At 58.5% G+C, this 15215-nt stretch carries 10 protein-coding genes; all 10 read right to left on the minus strand.

All coding sequences use genetic code 11. The annotated features are described in order from the left end of the window. Nucleotides 1–3: 3 nt before the first annotated feature. Nucleotides 4–1803, minus strand: coding sequence for a biosynthetic-type acetolactate synthase large subunit (gene ilvB, locus PREDE_RS04065; RefSeq protein ID WP_005844380.1), 1800 nt, complete (start codon nucleotides 1801–1803; stop codon nucleotides 4–6). A 27-nt stretch (nucleotides 1804–1830) separates the two neighbouring features. Next, nucleotides 1831–3633, minus strand: a complete 1803-nt coding sequence (ilvD, locus tag PREDE_RS04070) for a dihydroxy-acid dehydratase (RefSeq protein ID WP_015298464.1) — start codon at nucleotides 3631–3633, stop codon at nucleotides 1831–1833. Between the two features lie 354 nt (nucleotides 3634–3987). Next, complete coding sequence (locus PREDE_RS04075) at nucleotides 3988–5097, minus strand: OmpA family protein (RefSeq protein WP_005844386.1); 1110 nt, start codon at nucleotides 5095–5097, stop codon at nucleotides 3988–3990. A 238-nt stretch (nucleotides 5098–5335) separates the two neighbouring features. Next, the gene (locus PREDE_RS04080) at nucleotides 5336–7873 is read right to left on the minus strand and encodes an alpha-L-arabinofuranosidase C-terminal domain-containing protein (protein ID WP_005844388.1); all 2538 of its coding nucleotides are present in this window, start codon (nucleotides 7871–7873) and stop codon (nucleotides 5336–5338) included. A gap of 223 nt (nucleotides 7874–8096) precedes the next feature. Next, nucleotides 8097–8978 carry a bifunctional methylenetetrahydrofolate dehydrogenase/methenyltetrahydrofolate cyclohydrolase FolD gene (gene folD, locus PREDE_RS04085; RefSeq protein ID WP_005844389.1) on the minus strand — a complete coding sequence of 294 codons (882 nt, stop codon included), beginning with the start codon at nucleotides 8976–8978 and terminating at the stop codon, nucleotides 8097–8099. Between the two features lie 32 nt (nucleotides 8979–9010). Next, nucleotides 9011–10375 carry a signal recognition particle protein gene (ffh, locus tag PREDE_RS04090; protein ID WP_005844391.1) on the minus strand — a complete coding sequence of 455 codons (1365 nt, stop codon included), beginning with the start codon at nucleotides 10373–10375 and terminating at the stop codon, nucleotides 9011–9013. A 149-nt stretch (nucleotides 10376–10524) separates the two neighbouring features. Further along, nucleotides 10525–11301 carry a prephenate dehydrogenase gene (locus PREDE_RS04095; RefSeq protein ID WP_005844393.1) on the minus strand — a complete coding sequence of 259 codons (777 nt, stop codon included), beginning with the start codon at nucleotides 11299–11301 and terminating at the stop codon, nucleotides 10525–10527. A gap of 14 nt (nucleotides 11302–11315) precedes the next feature. After that, nucleotides 11316–12380, minus strand: a complete 1065-nt coding sequence (locus PREDE_RS04100) for a bifunctional 3-deoxy-7-phosphoheptulonate synthase/chorismate mutase type II (RefSeq protein WP_005844394.1) — start codon at nucleotides 12378–12380, stop codon at nucleotides 11316–11318. Nucleotides 12381–12439: 59 nt separating this feature from the next. Then, on the minus strand, nucleotides 12440–13642 hold the full coding sequence (locus PREDE_RS04105) for a pyridoxal phosphate-dependent aminotransferase (RefSeq protein WP_005844396.1): 1203 nt from the start codon (nucleotides 13640–13642) through the stop codon (nucleotides 12440–12442). Nucleotides 13643–13663: 21 nt separating this feature from the next. After that, nucleotides 13664–14500 carry a prephenate dehydratase gene (locus tag PREDE_RS04110; protein WP_015298466.1) on the minus strand — a complete coding sequence of 279 codons (837 nt, stop codon included), beginning with the start codon at nucleotides 14498–14500 and terminating at the stop codon, nucleotides 13664–13666. Nucleotides 14501–15215: the final 715 nt, after the last annotated feature.

The following is a 15215-nucleotide window of genomic DNA, read 5'->3' on the forward strand; positions in this document are numbered from 1 at the left end:
TTCTTATATGTCCAAATGCAACATCATTTCGTCCACGGCACTGCCGGGAGTCACCATCGGGGTGACGTTCTCCTCCTCCTTGACGGCGCACTCCAGCAGGTAGGGCCCGTCGGTGGCCAGCATACGGGCCACCTTGGCTTCCAGATCCTTGCGGTCGGTCACCAAATCGTAGGCGATGCCATAGCCTCGGGCAATGTCCTCGTAGCAGGGATTGAGCATGTGAGTAAACGAACGACGCTTGTCGTACATCAGGTCTTGCCACTGCCGCACGTTGCCCAAATAGTTGTTGTTGAGCACGATCATCTTCACCGGAACTTGCTCCTCCATGATGGTTCCCAGCTCCTGGATGGACATTTGGAAGCCGCCGTCGCCCGTGAAGAGGCACACCGTGCGGTCGGGTGCACCGAAGACGGCACCCACGGCAGCTGGCAGACCGAAGCCCATGGTGCCCAGACCGCCGCTGGTGACGATGCTACGCTTCACGCCAAACTTGAAATACCGGCTGGAGAACATCTGGTTCAGGCCCACGTCGTTGGCCAGAATGGCCTGGCCATGGGTGGCTTCGGCCACGGCGTTCACCACCTCGCCCATGAGCAACGGCCCCTCAGACGGATGGATGGAGGGGGCGATAACCTCGCGCTTCTCCTCCTCATAGAGGGGGCCGAACGAGGCTCGCCATGCGCTGTGGTCGGCCTTGTCCACAAGCGCGGAGATAGCCGCGAGGCTCTCTTTGCAGTCGCCCACCACGGCCACGTCGGTCTTCACGTTCTTGTCTATCTCGGCAGCATCCACGTCGAGATGGATAATCTTGGCCTGCTTAGCATAGCGGTCGAGCCGGCCAATGACGCGATCGGAGAAGCGCATGCCCACGGCAATAATCACGTCGGCCTCCTGCTGCTTCACATTGGGCGCGTAGTTGCCGTGCATGCCAAGCATGCCCACGTTGAGCGGATGGCCCGAGGGCAGCACCGAGAGGCCCAGCAACGTGCAGCCTGCAGGGATGTCGGCTTTCTCCAGCAGGGCCGTGAGCTCCTGCTGAGCATCGGCAATCTCCACGCCATGACCCACCAGAGCCATCGGTTTCTTGGCCTGGTTGATGAGTGCGGCGGCGGCTTCGACAGCCCCCGTGTCTATCTTGGGGCAGGGGCAATACGAGCGCACCGCGTCGGCCTTGCCGGGCATCCACTTGGCCTTGCCCGTCTGCGCGTTGCGCGGAAAGTCGAGCACCACAGGGCCGGGACGGCCGCTTCGGGCAATGTAGAACGCCCGGTTCACGGCCCATGCCACGTCTTCGGGCCGACGTATCTGGTAGCTCCACTTCGTGATGGGCTGGGCCATGCCCACGAGATCCACCTCTTGAAAGGCATCGGTGCCCAGTGAACTGATGCCCACTTGGCCGGCAATCACCACGATGGGAATGGAGTCCATCATGGCATCGGCCACGCCCGTGATGGTGTTGGTGGCGCCCGGACCCGAGGTGACCAGGGCCACACCCACCTCGCCGCTCACGCGGGCATAGCCCTCGGCGGCGTGTGCTGCCGCCTGTTCGTGGCGCACAAGCACGTGGTGGAACCAGGGATCCTGCTTGTGGGTATAGGTGTACAAGGCGTCGAACACTGGTATGATGGCGCCGCCGGGATAGCCAAAGATGGTGCGTACACTCTCCTGATAGAGTGCGCGCATGAGTATCTCTGCCCCCGTGCATTCTTCGCCGATGCGGATTCCCGCCCAAGGGGCCTCGGGGCCGCGCTGCCTGACGGGAGTGAATGGGGTGGTATTGTGCTGCTTGTTTGTAGGGTTCATGATGCTAAAAGTTCTGTTCTGTTATCCTTATTCTATGATTCTCACGCCGCCTTTGTCGGCCGAACTCACGCTCTGGGCATAGGCGCGCAGGGCCTTGCTCACCACACGCCGGCGCTTCAGCGGCTGCTGGGGCCGCGCGGCAAGCTCCTCTTCGGAGAGCTTCACGTTGATGCTGCGGCCCGGAATGTCTATTTCAATGATGTCGCCATCCTTGATTTTGCCGATGTTGCCCCCCGAGGCGGCCTCGGGCGAGACGTGTCCGATGCTCAGTCCGCTGGTGCCGCCCGAGAAGCGGCCGTCGGTAATCAGGGCGCATGCCTTGCCCAAGTGGCGACTCTTGATATAGGAAGTGGGATAGAGCATCTCCTGCATGCCGGGGCCTCCCTTGGGCCCTTCGTGGGTGATGACCACGCAGTCGCCGCTCTTGACACGGCCGCCGAGGATGCCCTCACAGGCATCGTCCTGCGAGTCGAACACCACGGCGGGCCCCGAGAAGTGCCACAAGGCCTCGTCCACACCGGCTGTCTTGACCACGCAGCCGTCCTGGGCGATATTGCCAAAGAGCACGGCCAAGCCGCCGTCCTTGGTGTAAGCATGCTCCAAACTGCGGATGCAGCCGTGCTCGCGGTCGGTGTCGAGCGTGGGCCACTGCTCGTTCTGGCTCCCCATCCGGGTGGAGAAGCGGCGGCCCGGCGCGCTGTGGTAGATGCGGGAGGCCTCGGGCGAGACGTCGGGACCCGTAATGTCGTACCTCTCCATGGCCTCGCCCACGGTCATGCCGTCCACCCGACGCACGCTGTCGTCGATGAGTCCGCCCTTGTTCAGCTCGTTCAGGATGCCCAGAATGCCGCCTGCACGGTTGCACTCCTGCACAGAATACTGCTGCGTGTTGGGCGACAGCTTGCACAGGCAGGGCACCTTGCGGCTCAGCCGGTCGATGTCGCTCATCTGGAAGTCCACCCCACCCTCCTGGGCCACGGCCAGCAGATGGAGCACGGTGTTGGTGCTGCCACCCATGGCAATATCGAGTGTCATGGCGTTGAGAAAGGCCTGACGCGTGGCAATGTTGCGGGGCAGCACGCTGTCGTCGCCGTCTTCATAATAGGCCAATGCGTTTTTCACGACCTGCCGCGCCGCCTGACGGAACAGCTCGATGCGGTTGGCATGCGTGGCCAGAATGGTGCCGTTGCCGGGCAGCGAGAGGCCAATGGCCTCGGTGAGCGAGTTCATCGAGTTGGCCGTGAACATGCCCGAGCAGCTGCCGCAACCGGGACAGGCACAGGCCTCGATCTGCTGCAGCTCCTCGTCGCTCACCTCGGGGTCGGCACCTTTAACCATGGCCGTGATGAGGTCGGCATTCTCGCCGCGCCAGCGGCCGGCCTCCATGGGGCCGCCCGAACAGAACACTGTCGGGATGTTGAGCCGCATGGCGGCCATGAGCATACCCGGCGTCACCTTGTCACAATTGGAAATACAGACCATGGCGTCGGCCTTGTGGGCATTGACCATGTACTCTACGGAGTCGGCGATGATGTCGCGCGAGGGCAGCGAATAAAGCATGCCGTCGTGCCCCATGGCTATGCCGTCGTCAATGGCTATCGTGTTGAATTCGGCCGCATAGCAGCCCATCTTCTCGATTTCCTGCTTCACAATCTGCCCTATCTCGTGCAAATGCGTGTGTCCCGGCACAAACTGGGTGAACGAATTGACCACGGCAATGATGGGCTTTCCAAAATGTTCGTGCTTCATGCCCGTGGCCACCCACAGGGCGCGGGCGCCTGCCATGCGCCTCCCCTCGGTGCAGACGGAACTTCTCAACGGATGCTTCATATACCACAAATTACAATTTTCATGCAAAGGTACGGATTTTATTTATAACCGCAACGGATTATCGGCCGAAAAATGAGATATTGAACAAACCTGTAAGACAAAGCCGCGAAATGGCGACAATCTGAAATTTGAAGTGCGACGCCCCAAGAATCGCTCCGCCATTGCGCCGTCAACGCATCGCCGTTACGCCGTAATCGCACCGCCGTTACGCCGTAATCACGACGCGTTTGCACTGTCATCACACCGCCGAAAGCCACCAGTCGCGGCTCCGGGAAGAAGCGCGCGGCGGGCGGCTACAAAAAATCCCGCTGCACCTGACGGGCAGCGGGACTCGAAATATTGTCGTTGTGAGGGTTACTTCACGTAAACTACGGCCAGACGGTTGGAGGTAGTGCCCTGCACACCCTTGCCTGTAGCCTCGTCCACATTCACGCCCTTGGTCTTGAGGTAGTTGGCCACCACGTCGGCACGAGCCTGGGACAGACGGTCGTTAACCTCCTTGGAACCCTCGGGAGAAGCGGTACCTACGATCTGAACGTGCTTGCCGGCGGCAACAACATCGAGGGCTTTCTTGGCCTCTTTGGTGAGTACAGACTTGCCCTGAGCAAAAGTAACGAACACGAGATTCTCAACCTTCACCTGCTGAGGAGCCGGTGCTTCTTTCACCACGGTCTTCACGACCTCTTTCGGCTTCTTGGCCAACTCGTTGCGCAGGTCGTTGATGGTGGAGTTCAGCGCATCGATCTCGCTCTGGTCGCGGAGCTGGGCGATGGTGAAGTTGTGCGTTCCGTTGGAGTTCTTGAACTTGTAGACAACACCGGCGTTCAGCTGAACGAACGACTTGTTGATGTTGTACTGTGCGCCCTCGTAGCCGAGACCGTTGAGGCCCCAAATCACAGCGGGCTCCACATATACCTGCCAAGCCTTCTTCTCGCCGAGGTTGAAAGCGAAGTCCAGACCGGCCTTGGAGGTCAGGCTGTTGGTCTTCACGATGTTCTGCTTGCCGGCGAGGGCGTTCTTCAGCTGGTCGTTCTGCTTGAAGTCGCTGCCGATATACTTGTTGCTGTTACCGAACACGTGACCCCAACCCAAGCCATACACGGCGCTCACCTCGAATGCACGGGGCTCGCCCTTGTAGCCGCCGAACCAATTGCTCAGGTTCACGGTACCCAGCAAGCTGGTGTTGATGGCACGCACGGTGGTGCCGACAGAAGTCCAAGGCTTGTTGGAGAAATAAGCGTTGCTCTCAACAGCCAAGCCGAAAACCGGCGTGAAGTAGCGGCCCACACGGATGCCGGCGTTGGGATTGAGGTCCTTCAGCCAAGCGTGGCCCGTGGTCTTGGTAGCTACACCACCGTTGATGCCTACGTAAACATTGTCGAATGTCTTGCTCTCGGTTACCGTCTGAGCAGACAAGGAAGCAGCCATCGATGCAGCTGCCAGCAAAGTAAATAACTTTTTCATACTCTCTTGTTTTAATATTTAACTGTTGATTTGTTATCTTGTCAACTTTTCGGGATGCAAAATAATAAAAAAAGCTTGATACCTCCAAATGTTTTTCGCATTAACGCAACAATTTACACATTTATTGATATAAGTCATGACGCTTTTTCAATCTTTTTAACCAAAACGCCCATTTTGGGCATTCCGAGGCCGCAATCCGGCTTAATCGCCGGATTGCGGCCTCGGAATGCGTACAGCATCAGAGCTCGATCACGCGCACGGCATACGGGGGAAGCACGAGGCGGGGCCCCTCGGCGGCAGTCCGTTCCACGCGCACACGGCGGTCGGTCACCTGTCCGTGGAAGCCCTCGACAGGGGCTCCGGCAGGTATCGACAGGCCGTCGACGGTGAGCGTGAGCTGCGACGGCAGAGCGTTGACAAGTTTCAGATAAGTCTTGCCCGTGGCAGTGTTGCGTACTACGCTGGCCGCCAAGCGATAGCGCAGCTCGGGAGCGATGGCCAGTTCGGAGGCCACATACTCATCGCCGCAGTAGGTGCCCCAAAGCCGCTGCGTCTCATAGCTGGGCGTGAGGGCAGTGATGGTGTCGTTGTTGAAGTAGATCATGTCGGGGTTCCAGTTGGCGTGGCCCTCCTTGCACAGCAGTGGCGCATAGCTCGACATGGCCACAACGTCGCCGTTGCGCTCGAGGGCGCACAGGTGCATGGCCTCCACGAGGGCGCTCTCGTGAGTGGTACTCCTCGACGCCCACTCGCCCAGATACACCTGGGGACCCGTTCGGTCGTAGTGGTCGTAGTAGTCCTGGTGGTGCATGAACCAGCCCGTCGACTCATAATAATGCTCGTCTACCATGTCGAACAGCTGGGGATGGGCCTTGGCAAACTTCCATCCCTCCACATAGTCGGGCGAGGGATCGTGGAACGGGCCCACCGTGCCGCACACCTTGATGTGGGGGTAACGCTCCTTGATGGCCCTGCATATCATCTCGCAGCGCTCCTCGAAGGCCGTGGAAATGATGTCTTCGTTGCCTATACCGATATACTTCAGGTTGAACGGGGCGGGATGGCCGGCCTCGGCACGCAACCGCGCCCAGCTGGAGGTGGCGGGGTCGCCGTTGGCCCACTCGATGAGGTTGAGCAGCTCCTGGCAGTAGGCTGGCATCTGGTCCATGGGGATGCCGCCCTGCTGGCCGCCGTAGCCGTCGGCATTGCAGCGCGAGTTCTGGCAGGGCACGCCGGCGGCCAGCACGGGCAGCGGCTCGGCCCCGATGTCTTCGCAGAACTGGAAATACTCGTAGAAGCCCAGGCCGCGCGTCTGGTGATAGTTCCAAATGTTGGGGGCCGGCGTGCGGTCTTGCCACGGACCCACGGTCTGATTCCAGTGATAAATGTTGTCAATGCCCTGGCCGTGGCTCATGCAACCGCCGGGAAAACGCACAAACTTGGGGTGCAAGGCGGCAATGGCCTCGGCCAGATCCTTGCGCAGACCGTGGCCGCGAAAGGTTTCGCGGGGGAACAGGCTCACCATGTCGACGGCCAGCTGCCCCTCTTTCAGCGGGGTGAGGGCCAGGCGTACGCGCCCCTTCAAGGCTTTCCTATCGACCACAAGGGGCAGTGTGTAGCGGTTCCATCCCTGCCCCTCTATCTTGAGCTTGCCCTTGGCCACAGCGGTGCCGTCGGCTGCAACGAGGGCCACGAGCAGCTGGTTGCGGAGGCCCGACTCGTTGCGCACGTAGACCGAGAAGTCGAACGCCGACTGCGGTGCGGCGGTGATGCTGTCCCACCCTATATTATATAAGGTGTCGCGGGCGGCCAGCACGGCATAGTGGGGATTGGCAGTGCTCAGCGGCACGTCGGTGGCAATCCGTATCTCGCGGTTCGACTGCCACGCCGTGGTGGCCGTCCACCCGCGGCGGTCGGCCGGGGAATATTCGAAATCGCGGTTCTGCACCAGTTCGGCATAGAGGCCGCCGTCGGCCGCATAGCTGATGTCCTCGAAGAAAACACCCAGCAGCTTGTCGCTGATGCGCTTAGTCTGGGCGGGCTTCACGGTGAGCGTGGCCTCCACGTTGTTGCCGATGCGGGCAAAACGGCGGGCGTCGTCGCGCATGGTTTCGCGGCTCAACTCGTTGTCACGGTCGATGGCCGCAAAATACTGGCGTATGTAGTCGAGGTGCAGTTTGGGCACGTCGAACTGGTTGCCCTGCTGCACACGGCCGCCCACGGTGGCCGTGTCGCGCATCCAAGCCATGTCCTCAATGGTGCTCGGGCCGGGCTGTTCCGTGAACTTGCGGAAGTCTTCGCTGGCCTGTACGTAGTGGCGGGTGCCGTCCTTGGCCTTGAAATAGATGTCGAAAGTGCCGTCGTCCATCTGGAACATCACGGGCTCCGCCACCCCTTTCTCGGCCACGCGCGGATAGTCCTGCGGCCGCCATGTCACCAAGTCCTCGCTGTAGGCGGCTGCGAAGCAGGGCGAATAGTCGTTCACCCCAAAGAGCAACCGCCATGTGCCGTCACTGGCATGCACCACGTAGGGATGGTGCATGCGCTTCTCGGAGCCCCACTCCGCATAGTCGGAAGCGCAGAGCTGGCCCACGTCCTGCCAGTGGTCGTTGTCGGTGAGATAGGCCAGATGCAGGCCGTCTTTCTCTCCGGGCGAGTAGACAAAGATTTGACAAGTGGTGTCCCTGCCTATGATTTGATAAGCCGGAACGGGCTGCTGGGCGCGCGTCTGCGCCGCCAAAGCCGCGGCGGCCAGCAGCAATAAAGATTTCTTCATGATGTTGGTTCAAGTCGGTTTGTGCTTGCAAATATACGCAAAAACAGCGTAAAGGCAGAACTTTCCTACGGCAAAAGTCCACAACGGGGATAAAAAAAGGCAGGTTGCAATCACTGCGACCTGCCTCCCAAAATTAGAGAGTTATAAAAAATCAAGTTATTACGAAATATCTTTTGCCCCGCCCCGCGCGGCATTCAGGCCGCCGGGAGGTGGGTTGTGGTGCTTACTTGTAGTATTCGTGCTTGCCCGCGGCGAGCGTGTTCTTCATCAGCGAGCAGATGGTCATGGGGCCCACGCCGCCCGGCACGGGCGTGATGAAAGCGCACTTGGGGGCCACCTCGCCAAACTTCACGTCGCCATTGAGGCGGAATCCGCTCTTGCGGGTGGCGTCCGGCACGCGTGTGGTGCCCACGTCGATGACCACGGCACCCTCTTTCACCATGTCGGCGGTGACGAAATCAGGGCGTCCGATGGCAGCAATGATGATGTCGGCCTCGCGGCATTCCTCCTTGAGGTGGGCCGAATGAGAGTGGCACACGGTGACCGTGGCATCGCCATACTGCTTCTGCATCATGAGCTGGGCCATGGGTTTGCCCACAATATTGCTGCGCCCCAGCACCACGCACTTCTTGCCCGAAGTGGGTATTCGGTAGTGCTGCAACAGGGTGAGGATGCCCAACGGCGTGGCCGAAATGAAACAAGGAAGGCCAATGGCCATGCGGCCCACGTTGATGGGGTGGAACCCGTCCACGTCCTTGCGGTAGTCGACGGCCATGATAATCTTCTGCTCGTCGATGTGCGCGGGCAGTGGCAACTGCACAATGAATCCGTCCACATCGGCATCACGGTTGAGCCGATCCACACAGGCGAGGAGCTCCTCCTCGGTGACGTCGGCCTCGAAACGTATCAGCGTAGACTTGAAGCCGCATTGCTCGCAGGCAATGACCTTGTTCTTCACATAGGTTTCCGAGCCGCCGTCGTGGCCCACCAGCACGGCAGCCAGATGGGGCTGCTTGCCGCCACGGGCCGTCAGCTGCTTCACTTCGTCGGCAATCTGCTGCTTGATAGCTGTTGCCGTAGCCTTTCCGTCTATCAGTGTGTACATGGTTTGTGTGGGTTGGCGGGCGTTGTCCGCGGTTACATGCCGGGCATGCTCCCGGGCATTCCGGGCATGCCTTTCATATCTTTCATGCGTGCCATCATCGACTTCATCTGGTTGCCAGTGACCATCTTCATCATCTTACGGGTCTGGTCGAACTGCTTGATGAGCCGGTTCACCTCCTGAATGCTCGTGCCCGATCCCTTGGCAATGCGCAGACGGCGGCTCTGATTCAGTATCTCGGGGTTGACTCGCTCTTTCGGCGTCATGCTGCGGATGATGGCTTCGATGCCTTTGAAAGCGTTGTCGTCTATGTCGACATCCTTGATAGCCTTGCCCACACCGGGAATCATCGAGGCCAAATCCTTCAGATTTCCCATCTTCTTGATTTGCTCTATCTGGCCCAGGAAGTCGTTGAAATCGAACTTGTTCTTCTGGATTTTCTTCTGCAAGCGCTTGGCTTCTTCCTCGTCGAACTGCTCCTGCGCACGCTCCACGAGCGACACCACGTCGCCCATGCCGAGAATACGGTCAGCCATACGGTCGGGGTGGAACACGTCGATGGCATCCATCTTCTCGCCGGTGCCGATGAACTTGATGGGTTTCGTCACCACCGTGCGGATGGAAAGGGCCGCACCGCCACGGGTATCGCCGTCGAGTTTGGTCAGGATGACACCGTCGAAGTCGAGGCGGTCGTTGAACTCCTTGGCCGTGTTCACGGCATCCTGGCCGGTCATCGAGTCGACCACGAACAGGGTTTCGTCGGGATGCACGGTCTCCTTGAGCGAGGCTATCTCGTTCATCATCTCCTCGTCCACGGCCAGTCGGCCGGCCGTATCGATGATGACCACGTCGTTGCCCTTGGCCTTGGCTTCCTGAATGGCATGAAGCGCAATCTCGTTTACCTGTTTGTTGCCGTCCTCTGAATAGACCGGCACGTCGAGCTGGGCGGCAACAACCTTGAGCTGCTCGATGGCTGCGGGACGGTAAACGTCGCAAGCCACGAGCAGGGGCTTCTTGTTTTGCTTGCTCTTCAGCATGTTGGCGAGCTTGCCGCTGAACGTGGTCTTACCCGATCCTTGCAGTCCCGACATCAGGACAACGGCCGGCCGGCCCGTAAGATTCAGCTCTGCCGCCTCGCCGCCCATCAGCTTCACCAGCTCGTCGTGCACAATCTTCACCATGAGCTGACCCGGCTTCACGGCCGTGAGCACGTTCATGCCCAGTGCCTTCTGCTTCACCGTGTCGGTGAAAGTCTTGGCCACTTTGAAGTTGACGTCCGCATCGAGCAAGGCCCGGCGCACGTCTTTCAGGGTTTCGGCAACATTGATTTCTGTGATCTTTCCCTCTCCTTTCAGAATCTTGAAAGAGCGTTCCAGACGGTCTGTTAAGTTCTCAAACATGCTGTTTTCATCGTTCTTTGGTATCGGCAAACCGTGTCAAAAGCTATACGCACGCCGTTTGCCCGCACCTAATTTGCTGCAAAGTTACAGAATAATCAGGTGAAAAAAGAACACTATGATGAGTTTTTGGAAAAATTAATATCGGCTTTTTATCTGGACACATTGCGGCGAATCTTCTCAAGATAGGCTTTCATCCCCTCGCCGTCCTTGGTGTCGATAACCTCGAGCAACTGCTTCAGCTCATCGCGAATCCGCGACACCTGGTCATGGGTATAGGGATTGAAAAGCACCTCCTGCAGCAGATAATCGTCCTCTGACAGCACTCCCTTGGCAATGCGCATGTGCCGTTTGAACGTGGTGCCCGGCGCATCCTGATGCTTCATGACGGCGGCGAAGACAAAGGTAGACACAAACGGAATGCTCAACGAGTAGGCCACGATCCTGTCGTGCTCCTCGAACGTGTATTCGTAGATGTTGAGCCCCAGCTTCTGATACAGGTCTTTGAAAAAGATGCGACCCATGTAGTCGCCCTCCTTGATGATGATGGCGTTCTCCTCGGAGAGCTGGTTCAGATTGGCAAAAGTGGGTCCGAACATCGGGTGCGTGGACACATAGGGATGCCCCGACTGCTCGTAGAACTCCCGAAGATTGGTTTTCACCGATGCGATGTCCGAGAGGATGCAGTCGGCGGGCAGCACAGGCAGCACCTCCTTGAAGGCAGCAAGCGTGTACTTCACCGTCACGGCATTGATGACCAGCTGGGGCTGGAAAGGCTCGATTTCGCCAAGCTCGGTGAAGCGTTGGCAGTTATAGGTGAAGCGGAGCCGCCGGGCATCTTTCTCATAGACGGCCACCTCGTGCTCGAAACTCAGCAGGTCGATGAAGAAAGAGCCCATTTTTCCGGCTCCCATAATCAGTATTTTCATGTGGCGTGCAGGGGTTATCGGTTAATGATTTCGATTTGCTGGCGCACGCTTTCCTCGTGAATCAGCTCGAAGATATGGGCCGCACATTCCGGCTCGATGCCGAGCAGGCTGGCCTGTGCCCCGCGTTTCTCAAGAATTTCACTGTAGCGGTTGGCTTGGAACACGGTCATGTTGTGCTCTTTCTTGTACTGACCGATTTCGCGGCAAACCCGCATGCGCTTGGCCAGCAGGTCGAGCAGCTGGTTGTCGAACTCGTCAATCTGTCCGCGCAGCAGACGTATGCCCTCGGTGGTCGACACCTCGTCGCGCACTACAAGCAGGCTGAGCACGTAGTCGAGCACGTCGGGAGTCACCTGCTGGCGGGCGTCGCTCCAGGCGGCATCGGGCGTGCAGTGGCTCTCGACAATCAGTCCGTCGAAGCCCATGTCCATGGCCTGCTGGCAGAGCGGGGCTATGAGCTCGCGACGGCCGCCAATGTGGCTGGGGTCGCAGATGAGGGGCAACGCGGGGATGCGGCGGTGCAATTCCATGGGAATCTGCCACATGGGCAGGTTGCGGTATATCTTCTTGTCGAAGCTGGAGAAGCCGCGATGGATGGCTCCCAGCCGCTTGACGCCCGCCTGGTTGATGCGCTCCAAGGCTCCTATCCACAACTCCAGGTCAGGGTTCACAGGGTTTTTCACAAAGACGGGAATGTCCACTCCCTTGAGCGAGTCGGCCAGGTCCTGCATGGCAAAGGGGTTGGCCGACGTGCGTGCGCCCACCCAGAGGATGTCGATGCCATACTTCAGGCAGAGCTCCACGTGCTCGGGCTTGGCCACTTCGGTGGCCGTGAGCATGCCGGTTTCTTCCTTCACCTGCTTCATCCAAGGCAAGGCGGCCTCGCCGTTGCCCTCGAATCCTCCCGGCTTGGTGCGGGGCTTCCACACGCCGGCACGGAACATGTGGCAGCCTTTTTCCTTCAGCTGGCGGGCGGTGGTCATCACTTGCTCCTCGGTCTCGGCACTGCAGGGACCTGCAATGACGATGGGGCGTTCGTTGTCACTTGGCAAATTCAATGGTTCCAGTTCGAGTTCCATATCATCTTGATTTGATAAAGTCTCTCCCGCAGAGGGGCCGGGACTGTCGTTTTTATACTTTATATACTGTTATTGGGGGTGTCGGGTCGCTTGGGCCATGGTGCGAGACGCTGAATGCGGGCCAAGGCCTCCTGCACCTTCTCGTCTTTGGCACAGAGCGAGATGCGGATGTAGCGCGCTCCGTTCCGCCCGAAAATGAATCCCGGCGTGATGAAGACGCGGGCCTCGTGAAGCACGCGCTCGGTGAGTTCTTCCACATCACGGCAAGCGTCGGGGATGCGCCCCCAGAGAAACATGCCCACCTGCGTGGGGTCGAAAGTGCAGCCCAGGGCCGTCATGATTTGCTCGGCGATGGCACGCCGGCGGGCATAGTTCTCAATATTGTTGGCCAGATGCCACGCCTCATCGTTGGCATTGAGAGCCTCGGCGGCGGCCAGCTGAATGCCCCGAAACATTCCGTTCTCGATGTTGCTCTGTATCTTGAACATCCACGAGATATACTTCGCATTACTTACCATCATGGCCACGCGCCAGCCGGGCATGTTGTGGCTCTTCGACATCGAGTTGAACTCGATGCAGCAGTCCTTGGCCCCGGGCACCTGCATGATGCTCTGCGGGCGACGGTTCAGGATGAGCGAGTAGGGATTGTCGTTCACCACCACGATGTCGTGGTCGCGGGCAAACTGCACCAGCCGCTCCAGCGTCTCGCGGCGGGCATTGCCCCCGGTGGGCATGTTGGGGTAGTTGGTCCACATCACCTTGACGCGGCTCAAATCCATCTGTTCCAGCCGGTCGAAGTCGGGCTGCCAGCCGTTGTCCTCGCGCAGGTCGTAGTTCACGATTCGGGTACCGAATATCTTGTTGATGGCCGTGTAAGTGGGATAGCCGGGGTCTGGAATGAGCACCTCGTCTCCGGGATTGCAGAAAGCCAGCGTGGCATACATGATGCCCTCTTTCGAGCCGATGATGGGCTGCAGCTCCGTGGCCCAGTCCACCTCCACTCCGTACACACGCCGATAGAATCCGGCCATGGCCCGGCGCAGCTCGGGCAGCCCCGCGGTGGGCTGGTAGCCGTGGGCCTTCGGGTCGTGGGCCACGGCGCACAACTTGTCCACCGTCTGCGGCGAGGGAGGCATGTCGGGCGACCCAATGGCCAGCGAAATGATGTCCAGGCCCTCGGCATTGAGCCGGGCCACCTCCTTGAGTTTGCGACTGAAGTAGTATTCCTGTATTGCGTTTACTCTTTCTGCTGGTTGTATCATGGTGCGTGTTCTGCTTGGGATTTATACTTGGGCCTCGATGTATTCGCCTATGATTCTGATGTCCTTGGTCAGGGGGGTGATGGCGTCGATGGACTGCCGGTAGCGGGTCAGGTCGTCGAACGTCACGTCCACATAGAACAAATACTCCCACTCGTGCCCGATGACGGGCAGCGACTGTATCTTGGTGAGGTTGATGTCGTAGAAGCTCAGAATGGTGAGCACCTTGGAGAGCGAGCCCTCCGAATGGGGCAACGAGAACACCAGGCTGGCCTTGCGCGAGGCATTGAGCGGACGCAGGAAGTCGGCCTTGCGCGGATCGCTCACCACGAGGAACCGCGTAAAATTGTGTTTGTTGTCCTCGATGTGGTTCTCCAGCACTTTCAACCCGTACATTTCGGCGGCATCCGCATGACAGATGGCGGCCCAGCCGCGACACCGATGCCGCTGAATGTAGGCTGCACTGCCGGCAGTGTCTTCCCCCTCCACGGCCTTCAGGTCGGGATGATTAGCCAGAAATCCACGGCACTGCATCAGGGCAACGGGGTGCGAGTGCACCTCGGTGAGGGTGCTCCAATCATCGTCGGGCAGACAGCAAATGCTATGGCAGATGTGCAGTTTGTGCTCTCCAACGATGGTGGTGTTGCTGGCCCGCAGCAGGTCGTAGTTATGGAGCAGCGAGCCGGCGATGGTGTTCTCGATGGCCAGCATGCCAATGACCGTAGGGTCGCGCTTGATGTTTTCAAACACGTCCTCGAACGTGGAGCAGCAGATCAACTGTATCTGCTCGCCCTCGAAATACTGTCGGACCGCGATGTCGTGAAACGACCCGGGAATGCCTTGTATGGCTACTCTTTTCATCTTTTGTGTCCTGTTTCTTGGGTCAAGGGCCGTAAACACCGAGTCCCGCCTCATGGACATGAAGCGGGACTCAGCGTAAACCTCTTGGTTTAATCTCTTGGTCTTAAGTTGAAATTACACGCAACTTCCCGCTTCACAATTGCTTGCAAAGTAAAAGTAGAAGTAGAGATAAGATGCGTAAGACTTCATTTTCTTAACCTTTTCGAGTTCTGGGTGCAAAAGTATCACTTTTCCTCGAGACCGGCAAACATTTCATAAGAAAAATGCCGCACGGCCTCATTCTTTCAATTATTTTTTAGACAGAACAACAAATAAGGATATATGGCTGCGCAGTGAGGTTTTAGACAGAACAACATATTTGAACATATAGCTGCGCGATGAAAAAGGACACACCGATTCCATGCGTGGTATTTTCTCACAGATTGCACAGATTTCACAGATGCTGCGCGGTGGAATGGCACAGGAGTTTAGTGTGGTTTTGGCGTGCGGGGTGTCACGGAGGCCGGCCCCTACAGCAAAACCTCGCATGCGCATTCATCGCGCAGCTATATGTTCAAATATGTTGTTCTGTCTAAAACCCCAACGCGCAGCCAGATGTCCATTCTGTTGTTCTGTCTAAAAGAATCGCGGGCCGTGTCTCACGACACAGCCCGCGCAAAAAGAGATATATAAAAAACACAATATTAAGCGTATTATAGTTACAAGGGGATGGACG

Source organism: Prevotella dentalis DSM 3688 (assembly GCF_000242335.1).
GTDB lineage: Bacteria > Bacteroidota > Bacteroidia > Bacteroidales > Bacteroidaceae > Prevotella > Prevotella seregens.

Bases quoted from the DNA above. Each gene is read 5' to 3' on its own strand.
- PREDE_RS04080 (WP_005844388.1), bottom strand. From the start codon at position 7,873: ATGAAGAAATCTTTATTGCTGCTGGCCGCCGCGGCTTTGGCGGCGCAG.
- PREDE_RS04100 (WP_005844394.1), bottom strand. From the start codon at position 12,380: ATGGAACTCGAACTGGAACCATTGAATTTGCCAAGTGACAACGAACGC.
- PREDE_RS04110 (WP_015298466.1), bottom strand. From the start codon at position 14,500: ATGAAAAGAGTAGCCATACAAGGCATTCCCGGGTCGTTTCACGACATC.
- ilvD (WP_015298464.1), bottom strand. From the start codon at position 3,633: ATGAAGCATCCGTTGAGAAGTTCCGTCTGCACCGAGGGGAGGCGCATG.
- PREDE_RS04095 (WP_005844393.1), bottom strand. From the start codon at position 11,301: ATGAAAATACTGATTATGGGAGCCGGAAAAATGGGCTCTTTCTTCATC.
- ilvB (WP_005844380.1), bottom strand. From the start codon at position 1,803: ATGAACCCTACAAACAAGCAGCACAATACCACCCCATTCACTCCCGTC.
- PREDE_RS04075 (WP_005844386.1), bottom strand. From the start codon at position 5,097: ATGAAAAAGTTATTTACTTTGCTGGCAGCTGCATCGATGGCTGCTTCC.
- ffh (WP_005844391.1), bottom strand. From the start codon at position 10,375: ATGTTTGAGAACTTAACAGACCGTCTGGAACGCTCTTTCAAGATTCTG.
- folD (WP_005844389.1), bottom strand. From the start codon at position 8,978: ATGTACACACTGATAGACGGAAAGGCTACGGCAACAGCTATCAAGCAG.
- PREDE_RS04105 (WP_005844396.1), bottom strand. From the start codon at position 13,642: ATGATACAACCAGCAGAAAGAGTAAACGCAATACAGGAATACTACTTC.